Source organism: Mesorhizobium sp. WSM4849 (assembly GCF_055811385.1).
In genome coordinates this window covers 1-13,456 of the sequence record NZ_JBVVPW010000065.1, presented here as the reverse complement: position 1 = coordinate 13,456, position 13,456 = coordinate 1, and the positions used below count along the sequence as shown (strand labels likewise).

Below are 13,456 nucleotides of genomic sequence, written 5' to 3'. Positions count from 1 at the left end.
ATGCTCAGCATGATGAAGACCTGCAACAAGCTCGGTGTCAGCTTCTGGGATTATCTCGGCGACCGCCTCGGCATCCCCGGCAGCAAGATCCTACCGCTTCCCGTTCTCCTCGCCGGTCGCTGAACCCCAACAAACGCCGCCGGTTTTGCCCCGGTTACACCCGAGTGCTACGCACAGGTGTTACACATGGTCCTAGCTATGAGCCGTCCAACAAAGCATCGCAAGACCGGCGTTTGCTGGTTCCGAAAGCGGGTTCCAGCCGACATTGCCGTGTTGACCGGCCGCTGAGAAGTCAACAAGACGCTGGGAACTAAGGAAATACGCAGAGGTGCTTGCGGAGTTTGAACGCGAGTGGGCGCAGCTTCGGCTCGGAAATCGCTCGGTCAATGGAACCAGCTTGGGTCGTCCTGCTGCTGCCGGTGTAGATGCGCTCACACCGCGCCTCATCACGGACCGGGAGGCGCACCGTTTTGCCAAGGCCGTGCACGACGAATGGCTTGCAAAATTCTACGACAATCCGAGTGAACAGCTCCACGGGCACACCGAGCTGTACGAGGGCATGTGGAAAAAATATCCGTTGCCATCAACCGATCCAGTTGCTGGAGTGGAAGGCATCGCTGATCCCATCCCGGGGACAATGCCAATCGAGAATGTCTTTTGGAAATCGATGAGGGATTGATGCATCGGCAGGGCTAAGGGTATCCTAGCCGACAACGGCTACAGTGACGATCCGTGGAGCATCCACAAAACTGCACTTGCAGTGAGGGCCGCTCTGCAGCGAGCTAGTCTAACGCTGCAAAGGCTTGAACGCGGGGAGTTTGAGCCAAGCGCGGAGCCCGGGTGGCTTCATGGTTCGGCAACTACTCAGCCAGCCGTCAGTCGCTCGCCGAAGACCGCGGCTTACGGCGAAATCAATCGCCCATGATGACAACCAGGCACCCGAGGACCACCGCCGCCAAACTGTCCGGGACTTAGCGAAACGCCTGTCCGCGACTTAGCGGAATCCCTGTCCGGCTTTTACGAAATACGCATACCGGTCACCTTCCGCCCTTCCATCGCTTAGAGGGTGCGGCATTCACCCCGGATTCGGTGATTCTCGGTTCGCCGGGGTGGCTGGTCTCGCACGAAGGGGGCGAGCATGCCCGGTTACGCACGATCGTGGCGCCGGTCTTCAAAAACCGCAGGGTGAAGCTGCTCGCAGCAGGTCGAGGCGATCGCCGCGCAGTTGTTCGAGACGCTGGCGACCCAGCCCCAGCCCGCCGACCTGCGGCGCCACCTCTCCTTTCCGCTTCCGGCCATGGTCATCAGCGCGCTGATGAGCGAAGGCGCAAGCACGCTGAGCGAAGCCGAGCGGGAACAACTACCGGGATTCCCGGCGCACCGTGACGACCTGGCCCGACTTTACACCTTTGAGCCCGGCGACCTCGATCTGATCCGGCGTTGCCGAGAGGACCGCAATCGCCTCGGCCGGCACTCCTCCGACTTGAACGTGACAGTCGATGCGTCGGATTGTCCCATCGCAAATTCTGACATCCCAGCGTCCCTCGCGAGCGCTCGCAATTCGGCTGGAGGTGCCAGACAGAAAGTTCGAAAAGCTTCCAAGAACCCCAGTTAAGCTTCTTTTCTTATTATTTCTACAACACTTAGCAGACATGAGAAACTTCCAAGTTTTGCACGTAGGCGGATGATCCACGTGGCACTCAGCCTGTAGATTATCCGCACTCTATCTAACGAGTGGGACCCTGGGCTCAAAACTCCCGGTCGGTGTATACCCAAGGGCCTGCTTCCTCGATCCGAAGCGCCGCATTGGCGACGGTCTCGTCGTCGGCATCGGGATAGTTCTCGCGAATCCATTCCTCCGCATCGATGTTCCAAGCCTCCACGAGATCGCCGGCATAGTGCTGGTGGTCCAGCGCTAGCCCGAGGTTCTCTTGGCTGCGGAAATCAGCGACGATTCCGTTTGCTAATGGAATGTCCATATCAGGCCTCTTGGTGAGTCGGGATCGATGATCCTACGGGCGGGAGTGCCGACCACGCAAGCAAATCTCATCGAGTCATGAATATGTGTTCTCGCGTGTGTAGTTTCAGAAAGGGAGCGGCAGGGCTTGAACCCAGTGCATTGCCGCAGCAGCTGCACCTTGAAGTAGCTCATACAGCTGGCCAGCGTATGCAATAACGACAGCACCGACCGCACCCGGTATCAGACCTTGAATCCCAGCATCGACGGTTGCATTAACACGGTCCACTAACCAGCCTCCAATGGTCCCTGCTACGCGCCGGAGCACGGTGCTGCTTGCGTGAACAGCTTCAATTGCAGGCTCAGGTGCCTGAGCTTGATGGCGAAGTTCCCCGATAGCGCGCTGAATTTCATCCAAGTCGCCTCTGGTAACAGGAAGGTCATCGATCGGACTTGGCGGATTGTTGTGGCCGATCATCCCCCGATCGCGTTGGCTGCCGGCTCTGATCAGGTCTTCAAGTCTATCTAGGCGCTGAAGCATTTCCTGTCGAAGTTGTTCGACCGTCAGCGCGTCATCGTCCTCTACATCTTCAGGTGGGATGATGTCCGGCAGGGGATCGTTGATGCTATAGATTCCGTCGTCCTCTTCGTATGGCGCGTCATTCCCGACGTCGGTCGGAGCCCAGTCATACAAGCCGTCCTTTTCAATTTCCTCTACGGCTTTCTGCATGGTGTCGAAGTCGACAACCTCGGAAAACGTGTCCTGAATCTCTTCATCCGCGTTGTAAGGGCCACCCCAAATCCATTGGTAACCGCCCTCTGCACTTTCGTAGGGAGTCTTCTCGGCCGGATCTTCGAAGTGCTCCTGAAACCACGTAACCATAAGCTCGACCTTGGCAGCCCGAGAGAGCCTACGAAATCTAGACTTCGTGAACTCTTCCTCGCCGATTGAAATGAACGGTTTACGTGCCATGCCTCTCCTCGCCCTTGGCCTATATGCCAGTTTCTAGCCGCAAATGAAAAGCCGCCGGGGAGGAGACGGCTCACAGCCAGCCAGTTTCGGATATAATTCAGTATCACTATCATCTTTCCGATCTTGATCGCCGAAACCCGCTCCCGACCATCGGGAGAAGCATCGGCGGTCACACGCCACCGATCCGCGGAGCGCGTTCCGGGAGATCGGATGTAGGGCCAAGCTGGGGAAGGATTCGAACGGCACTTCTGGAGACCGTTGTGGCGGCATCGACGCTGTGCCATTTGCAGCGGGCCAATTCTCGCCCTATGGCTCCGTTTACCTCTGGCTGCAATCACGATCACCGCGACGGCGAAGCCGAGCGGCCGCAGCTGGCTGGCATCCTCTTGTGTTTTGATGGTGGAAGATCCGGCGCCAGACCGGGAAAGCCACCGCGGAAAGAGCGGGGTTGGCTTGCTCCTGGCGGATGCCGGCAGGGGTGTTCTGCCCAATAGCGATGCGCAGATGGCCGAAATTCATGAGCGGCGTCCTAGATCTCAATCGCTGCGCAGAATGCGTGCTTCGAGCGCGGCTGCCACGAAAGCTCGTCGAGCGGCTGGTGGATGGGTCTTACCGCGTAACACCTGCAGACAGGTGTCCATCGCTATTCTGCGTTTATTGGTCTCATGATGCAGATCCCGGAGCAAGATAGCGGCTGCGTCGTTGACGTCCAACACGATTCGCTCCGAGCTCCGGCGGCTAACCTGAACAATGACTGGCCTCTCAAATCTGATCAAGCCGGTCATCTCTCCCCTCCTCCACAGCCACTATGAGGCAAACAGCCCCGGGTCGCATTTATTTACTCAGCCGAACCCGACCACTGCATCTGCACCGCCGAACCTGGCCATTGGCGACCAAGCGATCGCCATGAGCTGCGTCTGGCCATGGTCAGGGTTGCGTGCGATCTGCGGTTTTGTAGTCGGTGGTGAGGAACTGCTTCTCATTCGCGTGGTCTAACTGAAACCTGGACATACTGCACTCTTTGACGCGCCTCGCGCCAGTCTCAAACACGTCGTCGAAGTCTACACCTGCACTTTTCCACTGCCCGATCTGCAGGCGGCGATCCACTGCATCGCGGAGGTTGGATCTTCCAATATGGCGACCCGCTTCGCAAAGCCGAAAAAGGCATTGCGCGCCGTGCTTACCGGCTTGCGCCCATCGTATGCATCGTAGCATGCCCTGAGGGCGGCTTCGTGGATCAGGTCTCTGCGATCTTCCGGCCATTCATTGAGAAAATCGATTGCATCCGCAAGGCCGGCAATCTCTTGGATGATGTGCGTAGCGCGCTTCACGAAAAGGGGGCTGCTGAAAGCCTCAGCGTTCATTCGTTCCTCCAACCTTCCAAATAGCCGATTTGCGGGAAGAGGCGCCGCACCGACGCGGTGACCATGGCACAGTGTGTTGTCAGGGCGATGACGGTTCAAGAAGAAGATCCGCGGCTGCGGCCGGGTGTGTAGCGATCCGCCAGCAGATCGTGCAATGGCTTGGTTGCTATCAAACGCGGTCGTCGCTATTAAGCTATGAATTGATTCTGCACCGCCTAATCTAAGCCCGCAGGAGCGTTTTCATGACCGAAGAAGCTGAGACGAAAGCTGACAACCTCATCGAACTCCGCCCATGTCGTCTCAGCCTATGTTTCGAATAATCCGGTTCCCGTCGGTGAACTGCCTGGGCTTATCGGCCAGATCCACATCGCATTGAAAGGCACTACTGGTGGTACCGCACCAGTAAAGTCGGAAGCTCTCAAGCCTGCCGTACCGATCAGAAAATCGGTTACACCCGATTACATTGTCAGCCTTGACGACGGCAAGAAGTTCAAGTCGCTCAAGCGTCACCTGGCTACCCACTATGGCCTTACGCCCGACGAATATCGCGCGAAATGGGGGCTGCCGGCGGACTATCCCATGGTGGCGCCGAACTACGGTGTGGCGCGCTCGGCATTGGCCAAGACCATGGGTCTGGGCCGCAAGCCGAAGGAACCGGGAGCGCCGGCACCTGCCAAGCGTGCCCGCAAGAAAGCCGCAGCCTGACCGCACTTTGTCAGGATCGATCGAGCGGATCCGGCATCATTTCGCACTTGCGATATAAAATTTGTGCATTGCAATATCCGCAGCTATCGGTATGATCATGTTGTCGGCCATCTACTCCTCCCAGATGTGGTGCCGACGCTGAATGGGGCGCACCTCCTCCCGCGTCTCATTCGAAATAGAGCCCGCTGCCACCTCCTCCCGGCAGCGGGCTTTTTCTTTGTCTGAGGCGCGATTTCGGTCCCAGGACCATCGCATTTAAGCGAGGCGAATTCCCCGAACTTCCAGGCCTTTCTTGCCCTGCCCGCATTGAACAAACACCTTCTGACCCTCCATCAGCATGCCGAGTCCTGAGCGGGTCAGCGCGGGGCATGAACGAAGATGTCGCTCTCACCGTTTTCAGGAGCAATCAAGCCGAAGCCCTTTTGGGGGATTGTACCACTTAACGGTGCCCTCGCTCTCCAACTGGGCACCCGTCCCGGCGGTGGACTTTCCAGCGCAACTCTCGCGGTTTGATCGCCGACCTACAGCACTCCCGAGACCTGGTGACCTCTTGGGGCTTTCTTCCGTTGTGACCTTGAGACGTGTTTTCCTCGTAAACGACGCGGCTCCCGCCGCCTCAAGTACCCGGATGTGCAGATAGGCCTCGATGCCCTCCGGCAATTTGACAAAGCCAAAACCCTTGCTGGTGTTGAACCACATCACTTCGGCGTCGACAAGGTCCGCGGTTACGTTCGACGAACGCTGAAAGTAGATGGCTCGGAAGACTGTTCCGCAAAGAAAACGTGTCATCGTCATGGCGATGCCGGCGTGGCTGACGATGGTCTTTGTATTTGCCCATGATCGTCTCGACTTGCTTGAACAACGCATTGCGCTCTCGGCAGGATAACCTCAATCGGGCGATGCGTTAATGTCAATTCACCAGTTGGCCGCTTACCCGCTCTATCGCATTCCTATTCCGGCCGACCTGTTGCCACACGAGGTCGACGATGGCGGGTGAGCAATATGTGCGACATGTCGAGCTGGCGATCGGTACGCTTCCCATATCGCACGGCAGAGGGTTCGCACTGGAGGGCGACACCACAATCAACCTTTTCGATCGTGACATGCCGCGGGCTGCCGTCTCACGCGGATGCGCATACAAAATTTCGATTTACGCGCACTTTCCCCGCACAGCCTGCAGGAGGGGAGACGGGCAGCTTGTCGTTGAGTCGCCCGGCTAGATCAACCCTGCCTGCTCAGCCTCGTGGCGTAAATTATGCCGCGGCCTTGGCCCGATCTGCTGGATCACCAGCCCGGCCGCCAGCGAGCCGAGATCGCCGCAATGCTTCAGGCTGCGCCGCCCTTGCGTGTAGCCGTAGAGGAAGCCGGCGGCATAGAGGTCGCCGGCGCCGGTGGTGTCGACCAGCTCCCGGATTTTGGTCGCGTCGACGGTGACGGTCTCGTCGCCGCGCACGATGACCGAGCCCATTTCCGAGCGCGTGACGGCCGCGATCTTGCAGTCCTTGCGGATCTGGGCCAGCGCCGCAGCGGACGCCTTGTCGGCCTCGACATCTTCCGGCCCGAGCTCGATGCAGGCGCCGAGATAGGTGTTCATCGAGCGCTCGCCGTCTGGGGTAACGAAGATCATCGAGCGCGCCGTCGGTGGCTCGCCATTGAGCGGCTTGGTGTCAAAGGCGACGCCCTGCGCATGGATGTCATGGGCGTAGATTTCGCCGAGCGCATCGTTCGAGACCTTGCCGAAGAAGGCAGCGCGGCCGCCGAAGCTCGCGACGCCCGCCGCCGTGTTGTCGGCGCTGCCGCCGGAGGCTTCGATGGCCGGGCCCATGCGGCTGTAGAGCATTTCGGCGCGCCTCGTGTCGATCAGGTTCATCGCGCCCTTGATGATGCCGTTGGTTTGCAGAAATGCCGTCGCACTGGGCGATGATGTCGACGATGGCATTACCGATACAAAGCACGTCATAGTTCGGCATCAATGATGTCTCCGCGAACTACCCCACCGGCTTTTTGCTATGCCGGCCGGGCGCCGGTCTAGCGAGTTGCCGCATGCGCTTGATCCAGCGGCCCTCACGCAGCTGCCGGTCCTGCTTCACGCAGCAAGTCGTCGGCTCTGTCCGTCTTCTCCCAGGTGAACTCAGGCTCTTCACGGCCGAAGTGTCCGTATGTCGCCGTATTGCGGTATATCGGGCGTAAGAGATCAAGCATCTTGATGATGCCTTTCGGTCGGAGATCGAAAAGCTCAAGAATAAGGCGCTCGATCCTTTTTTCCTCGATCTTGCAGTTCCGAAGTATTGACGAGGATAGACACCGGCGCGGCCACGCCGATCGCGTAAGCAAGCTAATCTCGCAGACCTCTGGAAGGCCGCTGGCAACGACATTCTTTGCGACGTAACGCGCCGCATAGGCGGCCGAGCGGTCAACCTTGGATGGGTCCTTGCCCGAAAAGGCGCCGCCGCCGTGACGCCCCATTCCGCCGTAGGTATCACGATGATCTTGCGCCCGGTAAGCCCGCAGTCGCCGTGCGGCCCACCGATCACGAACCGGCCGGTTGGATTGACCAGGAATCTGATCCCCGTCGTATCCAAGTCGGGCGGCAGGACCGGTTTTATGATCTCCTCAATGACGCCTTCGCGGACCGTGGCTTGTGAGACCGCCTCGTCATGCTGCGTCAACAGGACTATGGTATCCAGCGCCACCGGGCGGAAACCCTCGTAGCGTACGGACACTTGAGATTTCACGTCTGGACGCAGCCAGCCAAGCTGTCCCGTTTTCCGGATCTCTGCCTGTCTTTCGTCAAACGATGGGCGAGTTGGATCGGCAAGGACATCAATGTATCCGTCTCGTTGCAAGCGAATCCAAACATGAGGCCCTGATCCCCCGCGCCCTGCTCGAGATCCTGCCCTCGTCCTTCGTCAACGCCCTGGCTTATGTCGGGCGACTGCTCGGTGAGAGCCAGAACGACGGCGCAACGTCGACCATCAAAGCCGATGGCATCATCGTCGTACCCAATATCGAGTATCGTGTCGCGGGCAACTTGGCTGTAATCAATCTCCGCGTGGCTGGTGATCTCGCCAGCCAGAACGACCATCCCTGTCTTCACCAACGTTTCACAGGCGACGCGCGCCTTCGGATCGGTACGGAGGACCGCATCGAGGATTGCATCGGAGATGTTATCTGCCATCTTATCCGGGTGTCCCGCGCCAACGGATTCGGAAGAGAACACGAACTGCCTGGTCATGGAATGCCCTCGCTTCAAGTGTTGGAGTTAGGTGGGGAGTTTCCGGACTGGGGTGGCTTACCGGTCGAGGATGCCTGGGACGTCGAACGCAGTGCAGAAGTCGGCAACGTCTCTTCGTACGCTCGCATGAACTTCCTGATCGTCGGGCTGGCGGCAGACGGAGTCGATGAAAGCGGCGATCTGCACCATTCCCCCTCACGCATGCCCATGGACGTCACTGCCGGCGACCCCAAGCGGATTCCGCTTGTGACTGCCGGGTCGCGCGGGTCGCCCGGCACCATATTAGAGTTCGTAATGATGCCTGCCCTTGCCAGGCGCTCGGCATAGGCTTTGCCTGAGAGCGGCCGGTCCGGAGATCAAGGATCAGCATGTGATTGTCAGTCCCGCCGCTGACCAGGTCATAAACACGATCCAGAAGCGCCTCGGCCAGAGTCTTGGCATTCCTGACGATCCGGTGACCGTAGGTACGGAAAAAGGGGGTCGCGGCTTCCTGCAAAGCAACAGCTAGCGCGGCGATGATATTCATGTGCGGCCCACCTTGCAGTTGAGGAAACACCGCGCGATCAATCCGTCTGGCGAGATTGTATTTACTCGTGGGATGATAGAGCGCCTGATAGCGATCTTCATTCTTCGACAAAATAAAGCCTCCACGGGGCCCGCGGATCGACTCGTGAGACGTGCTGGTGACGACGTCGCAATGGGCCACGGGATTCGGATGCGCTCCAGCGACAATCAGGCCGCAGTGTGCGCAATGTCGGCCACGAGATAGGAGTTCGCCTCCAGAGCGATTTCTGCCATTGCAGCGTAGGGACGTGTTGGTAATCGCTGCCGGAGAAGTTGCCGGCCCAACCATGGGTCGGATGGCCGCCCTCGGGGAGAGGCAAGCCCATCACTTTGTCTCCCGGACTCAACAGTGCTCGATAGATGGCCTGATTGGACGGCGAGCCGGAATAGGGCTGGACGTTGGCGTGCTCACTGCCAAACAGCGATTTCAAGCGCCCGATCGCGAGGGTCTCAAGCTCATCGACGATCTCGTTTCCCGCGTAGTCGCGCGCACCCGGGTACCCCTGGGCGTACTTGTTCGTGAAGATCGAGCCGGTCGCTTCCAGCACGGCTGAGGAGGCAAAGTTCTCAGATGCGATGAGTTTGAGCGTCGTCCGCTCCTGCCGTAGACCTAGTTCGTGAAGTGGCAATCGACGTGGACCAAGGAAGACCATCCGTATGTGCCGGGCTCTGCGATGGCTGCGTCAGCGGAGTTCTTCATAGTAGTGTCGCGCTCCCATCTGGGCAGATCTTTTTACGATCAAGCAGCAGTCTCCTTCGACCACGCGTCTGTACCGCCTCGAGCCGCTCCAGGTCCCGCTTTGATACCAATCGTCGCGGGGCAGGAGATCGACCAAGAATTGAACCAACCCTCCGTCCTTGCCCCCCCCTTGCCCCCTGCATTGAGATGATATGAGGACCAAGGACGTTGTCCGTTGCCGCAAAGAAAGTCGGCTCTGGCGAGCATCCGGACGTGTCGCGCAACGTGCTCCCGACGAAAATCGAGAATCTCCGCTAGTTCGCAGACAGTCAGGTCGGCATGCGCGCAAAGGCCCAGGATCCGAAGGCGAACAAGATGTGCTGCTGTCATTAGGCGATCGATAAGTATTATCATTGGCCAGCACGACGCCAAATAGAAGAACTGAACCCTCGTCCTGCTGGCTTTGTCATTTCGCGCTCTTCGCAAATGCTGTTCGGCAGCGGAACATAAAACGCATTAGATTTCTGCCGTCACTGAACTCGAAAATTGTGGTGAGCGTACCATTGACGGCGATTTGCGGTCGCAAAGATTCCATGAATTTCTTTGAAGGATCTGTTGCAACGCCTAAACAAGAACGCGACGAGATTGGCGAGGTGCTGGTAAGACGGCAAGCTGGCGAACTGCTTGGCCAAGAGGGAGGCGATCGGCGCCACCTTTCCCCAGGCGACAGTGCTAACGTGCCCGATCCACCATTAACTTGATTTCGTGTCACGGAAGGATCGTAAAGCCGTCGTGCCGACGCTCAGCGCCATCTGCCGGGGCGCGGACGCCAAGCCGGCATGAAGGCTCTGGAGGACTTCAGGCCCCGGGACTGGGCCGGCGACAACCGGCGATCACTCAGAGCTGGCGGCGCGACTGGCAGCACGTCGTGCCTCTTCGCCTATCCGGGTGTGCGCAGCATCATCTAGACGACGGATGCGGTCGAAATGTCCGCGGCGCGTCGGCGCCATTTCCAAAATAGCGCTTAATCCTGGTCAGTCAGGTCGCACCAGATCGATGTGGCTGACACGGAGGGCTTGTGCCAGTTCATAAAGCGTCACGATGGTGGGGTTCCTTTTGCCCTTCTCCAGCCCGCTGATGTACTGCTGGCTGAATCCGAAGATCTCGGCAAGCTGCTCCTGCGTCAAGCCGGTCTTCTCCCTGATCCTACGTGCATTTCGTCCGACCAGCTTGCGCACATCCATGCGCGGAGGTCAGCGGATCACGGGCCTTGAGTTTATCAACTATAATATGTAATCCACATTGTCATCGATTTGCCCGAACCATCTGCCGCGAGGGCAGCAAATCCAGGGATGCGATTTCGATGACGTTGGTCGCTCAAGCCAAGCACAGCACGACCTATCGGTCACGCAAGCGACGCACACCCGCGAGAACCCCGCAAGGGTCGATTTCGAGCGCTTCGGCTACGTCGAGGAACTCAATGAAGTCCATGCGACGTTCACCGCCCTCATACTTGGCCACGAAAGACTGCGGGCAGCGAAGCGCTTCGGCAACCTTGGCCTGGGTTAAGCCCTTGTTCTTGCGCGCCGCTATCAGCTGTTCCAGCAGCCGGCGTTGGCGGGCGATCGAAGGATCTCGGCATCAGACGATGCATTAAGTCTATTCCGATCGCGGATCGAGCATCCTTGCCGGCTCAACCTCCAGCACCGTAGCGAGCTTCTCGACCATGTCGATGGTAGCAGCATATACACTGCGCTCAAGAGCGCTGATGTAGGTTCGATCAACACCAGCTTCATGTGCCAGCGCCTCCTGCGAGAGCTTCTTTTTCTCGCGAAGCCTACGCAGATTGCGGGCAAAGACCTCTCGGATTCCCATACGCGAGAGGCCACCCTCTTGTTGAGGATTTCACCACGGAGTATACTCTACAAACTAGGAGCAACTGGCACGAGCATCGACTTTGCCCGAACTACCTGCTGTTAGAGTTCGCGACTTCCCGGATGCGATCTGACGATGACTATCGCTCAAGGTCAGCGCTGTAGGTCACGCAAGCTGCGCCAGGGAGCGAAGCCGAATGGTCTAGACCCATGTCGAAGAAAGCGGGCTCAGTTCACTGGCGCGCCATCAAAATCGATTTCGGCAATCCGGGATGGGCCGGATCGCCTTTGTTACTGCGGCGGCCGAATCAACTCACAAGGATCAACGTCAAGCGCTTTTGCGAGCCGGCCAAGCACACTGACGCTTGCGGAAACCCGAGCACGCTCGATCGAACCAACATAGCGCATGCTGAGCTCTGTGCGGGCAGCCAATTCTTCCTGCGTCAGGTCCTGATCATGGCGCAAACGACGCATGTTGATCGCCATGACCTCCTTGAGGTCCATGGCAAGATAGGGACCAGAACCGGAACTATCGTTCTAGGAACGATCGTTCCTATTCGATATGATTAGCCCAACGAGGAGATGTCTTGCCCTATCCGATGACGACAAACCCGAACCGCAGGAGGTCGCGATGAAACCCAAAGTTCAAGACGAAGTCCCGTGGTCGGACCGTCTGACCGCTTACGACAACGAGCACTTCACGATCTATATGAGGCTCCTGGACGCGTCCGCCGACGATGCCAGCGAAGACGAGATGGCGCAGCTCGTCCTCGGCATCGATCCGATGCGAGAACCTGAGCGCGCCCGAATGGCGGTTCGCAGCCATCTCGATCGGGCAAACTGGATGGTTACGACTGGATACAAAGAACTGTTCGCGCGCTGACCGGCCCCAGGTGAGCTATTCCAATTACTTTCAGGCGAGGAAATCCAGATAGCCACGATCCATGAGCATGTGACCGCGCCGGACAGCACGGGGAATGCGATCGCGAAGGTGGTTGCGCGGATCCGTCCAGTCGACCTGGACGCGTTGCCGGCCCAACAGGGCCCTTGCGATTTGACGGTGCGATGCACCGCCTAGCGAGCCGTCAAGCGCCTGGATGACAAAGCGCAGACGGCTGGCGCGGGCCTCGGGCGGAAACAGCCTGTCGGGAAGTTGTCCGGTCGCGTGAAGAGCATTGAGGCATTCGAACGCATTCAACTGCTGTTCATCCGATCGGCGGGCCAGATCGCGTCGACGGAAAGCCGAACGGGGCGCAAAACGTCCGCGCCCTGCACAACCAGTTGTAAATCCGGTGAGCATTTCGCAGCATGATATGCCGGCGACCGTCCGCCGTGATCACGAGTGCCGCCCGACATGAAGGCAACGAGATCAAACGAAAGCGTTTCGGGCGACAGTGCCTTTTCCGCAATGACCGGCAGAACATGAGGGCATTGGCGGAAGCACCAGAACACAAACGCATCATGCCTCAACGAGCTTGCGAACAGGAGCCCCCACCGCGTCAGATCGGCCGACGATCTCACCACTTCTATGCCGAAGCGCCTTTCTGCAAATTCTGCGTGCTCAAGCGCGTGCCTCAAGTCACGCTGGAAGGCCGGATTGCGCCGCAGGAATTCCCAGGCCCAGCCGCGTTGCGTCAGGTGCCGCGTATAGCGATAGGATTTCTCATCCTGCCAGTCCGGCCCGTCGGCGTCATTATCTATCATAACCATGTCAGGCGCCCGTGCAGAGTACAGGCGCCCACAGCACGGGACCGCCAAGATCGCCATTGTGGCGGACCGCAGCAAGGCTCGCCTCTGAGACATCCAAAAAGCCGGCAACGGCGCGCGTGGTGCCGATTGTCTGGGGCTTACCTATCCGGACCAGCGGCCATCCGGCGCGACGCAGGATTCGCTCCATGCCCAAATCCGTAACCGTGACGAAATGGGTGAGTTGCCGTGACAAACCGAACTCGATCATGCCAGCGAGAAGTTCATACGTGGCAACAGCTATACTCCCACTGCCCTTCGGTGCAGACGGTGGGAGATCAAGGGATAGTGTCCTGAAGGTTCTGCAAAAAGCTTTGGAGAGAGAACGGCCCTTGCTCTGAGGCGAGGGGCGGCCATGG

Annotated in this window: 15 protein-coding genes and 5 pseudogenes; 5 read left to right on the top strand and 15 right to left on the bottom strand. The window is 58.7% G+C overall.

Going from position 1 to position 13,456, the window contains the following annotated elements; translation table 11 throughout:
• Window positions 1-328: 328 nt before the first annotated feature.
• The 3 genes and pseudogenes from AC0L3L_RS35520 (at window position 329) to AC0L3L_RS35510 (ending at window position 1,615) form a co-directional block, all read left to right on the top strand.
• Window positions 329-679, top strand: a complete 351-nt coding sequence (locus AC0L3L_RS35520; RefSeq protein WP_473630300.1) for a hypothetical protein — start codon at window positions 329-331, stop codon at window positions 677-679.
• A gap of 389 nt (window positions 680-1,068) precedes the next feature.
• Window positions 1,069-1,318, top strand: a pseudogene (locus AC0L3L_RS35515) (cytochrome P450); the annotation flags it as partial.
• Window positions 1,298-1,615, top strand: a complete 318-nt coding sequence (locus tag AC0L3L_RS35510; protein WP_473641968.1) for a DUF4158 domain-containing protein — start codon at window positions 1,298-1,300, stop codon at window positions 1,613-1,615. The pseudogene AC0L3L_RS35515 and the gene AC0L3L_RS35510, both read left to right, overlap by 21 nt.
• Before the next feature lie 133 nt (window positions 1,616-1,748).
• Here AC0L3L_RS35510 and AC0L3L_RS35505 read toward each other — a convergent pair whose 3' ends face one another.
• The 4 genes from AC0L3L_RS35505 to AC0L3L_RS35490 all read right to left on the bottom strand — a co-directional run bounded on the left by AC0L3L_RS35505 (window position 1,749) and on the right by AC0L3L_RS35490 (window position 4,294).
• Entirely contained in the window at window positions 1,749-1,979 is a 231-nt protein-coding gene (locus tag AC0L3L_RS35505; RefSeq protein ID WP_473479240.1) for a hypothetical protein, read from the bottom strand.
• A 105-nt stretch (window positions 1,980-2,084) separates the two neighbouring features.
• The gene (locus AC0L3L_RS35500) at window positions 2,085-2,930 is read right to left on the bottom strand and encodes a hypothetical protein (RefSeq protein WP_473641964.1); all 846 of its coding nucleotides are present in this window, start codon (window positions 2,928-2,930) and stop codon (window positions 2,085-2,087) included.
• Between the two features lie 536 nt (window positions 2,931-3,466).
• The gene (locus AC0L3L_RS35495; RefSeq protein ID WP_473479235.1) at window positions 3,467-3,715 is read right to left on the bottom strand and encodes a DUF982 domain-containing protein; all 249 of its coding nucleotides are present in this window, start codon (window positions 3,713-3,715) and stop codon (window positions 3,467-3,469) included.
• 276 nt (window positions 3,716-3,991) lie between these two features.
• Window positions 3,992-4,294 (bottom strand): DUF982 domain-containing protein, encoded by a 303-nt coding sequence (locus tag AC0L3L_RS35490; protein ID WP_027056410.1) that lies wholly within the window; start codon window positions 4,292-4,294, stop codon window positions 3,992-3,994.
• Window positions 4,295-4,536: 242 nt separating this feature from the next.
• Here AC0L3L_RS35490 and AC0L3L_RS35485 point away from each other — a divergent pair.
• A pseudogene (locus AC0L3L_RS35485) lies at window positions 4,537-4,999 on the top strand (Ros/MucR family transcriptional regulator).
• A gap of 1,216 nt (window positions 5,000-6,215) precedes the next feature.
• Here the strand turns inward: AC0L3L_RS35485 and AC0L3L_RS35480 are convergent.
• From AC0L3L_RS35480 to AC0L3L_RS35445, 8 genes and pseudogenes are all read right to left on the bottom strand, one after another.
• Window positions 6,216-6,969, bottom strand: a pseudogene (locus tag AC0L3L_RS35480) (adenosine kinase).
• A 94-nt stretch (window positions 6,970-7,063) separates the two neighbouring features.
• Window positions 7,064-7,465 (bottom strand): methionine adenosyltransferase domain-containing protein, encoded by a 402-nt coding sequence (locus AC0L3L_RS35475; protein WP_473641966.1) that lies wholly within the window; start codon window positions 7,463-7,465, stop codon window positions 7,064-7,066.
• Window positions 7,466-7,593: 128 nt separating this feature from the next.
• A pseudogene (locus AC0L3L_RS35470) lies at window positions 7,594-8,177 on the bottom strand (S-adenosylmethionine synthetase N-terminal domain-containing protein); the annotation flags it as partial.
• Between the two features lie 114 nt (window positions 8,178-8,291).
• Window positions 8,292-9,498 (bottom strand): annotated as a pseudogene (gene glyA / locus AC0L3L_RS35465) (serine hydroxymethyltransferase).
• Between the two features lie 1,013 nt (window positions 9,499-10,511).
• The gene (locus AC0L3L_RS35460; RefSeq protein ID WP_473641962.1) at window positions 10,512-10,721 is read right to left on the bottom strand and encodes a helix-turn-helix domain-containing protein; all 210 of its coding nucleotides are present in this window, start codon (window positions 10,719-10,721) and stop codon (window positions 10,512-10,514) included.
• 154 nt (window positions 10,722-10,875) lie between these two features.
• Window positions 10,876-11,070, bottom strand: a complete 195-nt coding sequence (locus AC0L3L_RS35455; protein WP_473479559.1) for a helix-turn-helix domain-containing protein — start codon at window positions 11,068-11,070, stop codon at window positions 10,876-10,878.
• A gap of 66 nt (window positions 11,071-11,136) precedes the next feature.
• Window positions 11,137-11,352: a helix-turn-helix domain-containing protein gene (locus tag AC0L3L_RS35450; protein ID WP_473525300.1), complete on the bottom strand. Its 216-nt coding sequence runs from the start codon at window positions 11,350-11,352 to the stop codon at window positions 11,137-11,139.
• Between the two features lie 290 nt (window positions 11,353-11,642).
• On the bottom strand, window positions 11,643-11,855 hold the full coding sequence (locus AC0L3L_RS35445; RefSeq protein WP_065012446.1) for a helix-turn-helix domain-containing protein: 213 nt from the start codon (window positions 11,853-11,855) through the stop codon (window positions 11,643-11,645).
• Between the two features lie 127 nt (window positions 11,856-11,982).
• Here AC0L3L_RS35445 and AC0L3L_RS35440 point away from each other — a divergent pair, with 127 nt between their 5' ends.
• Window positions 11,983-12,234, top strand: a complete 252-nt coding sequence (locus AC0L3L_RS35440; protein WP_065012453.1) for a DNA -binding domain-containing protein — start codon at window positions 11,983-11,985, stop codon at window positions 12,232-12,234.
• A 30-nt stretch (window positions 12,235-12,264) separates the two neighbouring features.
• Here AC0L3L_RS35440 and AC0L3L_RS35435 read toward each other — a convergent pair whose 3' ends face one another.
• The 3 genes from AC0L3L_RS35435 to AC0L3L_RS35425 form a co-directional block, all read right to left on the bottom strand.
• A complete protein-coding gene (locus AC0L3L_RS35435) occupies window positions 12,265-12,549 on the bottom strand; it encodes a DUF2285 domain-containing protein (RefSeq protein WP_473525299.1) in 285 nt (94 codons plus the stop codon).
• Window positions 12,546-13,118, bottom strand: coding sequence for a transcriptional regulator domain-containing protein (locus AC0L3L_RS35430; protein ID WP_473641960.1), 573 nt, complete (start codon window positions 13,116-13,118; stop codon window positions 12,546-12,548). The genes AC0L3L_RS35435 and AC0L3L_RS35430 overlap by 4 nt, the downstream gene beginning before the upstream one ends.
• A partial coding sequence (locus AC0L3L_RS35425) for an acyl-homoserine-lactone synthase (RefSeq protein ID WP_473641958.1) occupies window positions 13,063-13,456 on the bottom strand: 394 nt, incomplete at its 5' end. The genes AC0L3L_RS35430 and AC0L3L_RS35425, both read right to left, overlap by 56 nt.

Bases quoted from the DNA above. Each gene is read 5' to 3' on its own strand.
- AC0L3L_RS35510 (WP_473641968.1), top strand. From the start codon at position 1,298: ATGGTCATCAGCGCGCTGATGAGCGAAGGCGCAAGCACGCTGAGCGAA.
- AC0L3L_RS35505 (WP_473479240.1), bottom strand. From the start codon at position 1,979: ATGGACATTCCATTAGCAAACGGAATCGTCGCTGATTTCCGCAGCCAA.
- AC0L3L_RS35500 (WP_473641964.1), bottom strand. From the start codon at position 2,930: ATGGCACGTAAACCGTTCATTTCAATCGGCGAGGAAGAGTTCACGAAG.
- AC0L3L_RS35495 (WP_473479235.1), bottom strand. From the start codon at position 3,715: ATGACCGGCTTGATCAGATTTGAGAGGCCAGTCATTGTTCAGGTTAGC.
- AC0L3L_RS35490 (WP_027056410.1), bottom strand. From the start codon at position 4,294: ATGAACGCTGAGGCTTTCAGCAGCCCCCTTTTCGTGAAGCGCGCTACG.
- AC0L3L_RS35475 (WP_473641966.1), bottom strand. From the start codon at position 7,465: ATGGGGCGTCACGGCGGCGGCGCCTTTTCGGGCAAGGACCCATCCAAG.
- AC0L3L_RS35460 (WP_473641962.1), bottom strand. From the start codon at position 10,721: ATGGATGTGCGCAAGCTGGTCGGACGAAATGCACGTAGGATCAGGGAG.
- AC0L3L_RS35450 (WP_473525300.1), bottom strand. From the start codon at position 11,352: ATGGGAATCCGAGAGGTCTTTGCCCGCAATCTGCGTAGGCTTCGCGAG.
- AC0L3L_RS35445 (WP_065012446.1), bottom strand. From the start codon at position 11,855: ATGGACCTCAAGGAGGTCATGGCGATCAACATGCGTCGTTTGCGCCAT.
- AC0L3L_RS35440 (WP_065012453.1), top strand. From the start codon at position 11,983: ATGAAACCCAAAGTTCAAGACGAAGTCCCGTGGTCGGACCGTCTGACC.
- AC0L3L_RS35430 (WP_473641960.1), bottom strand. From the start codon at position 13,118: ATGGCGATCTTGGCGGTCCCGTGCTGTGGGCGCCTGTACTCTGCACGG.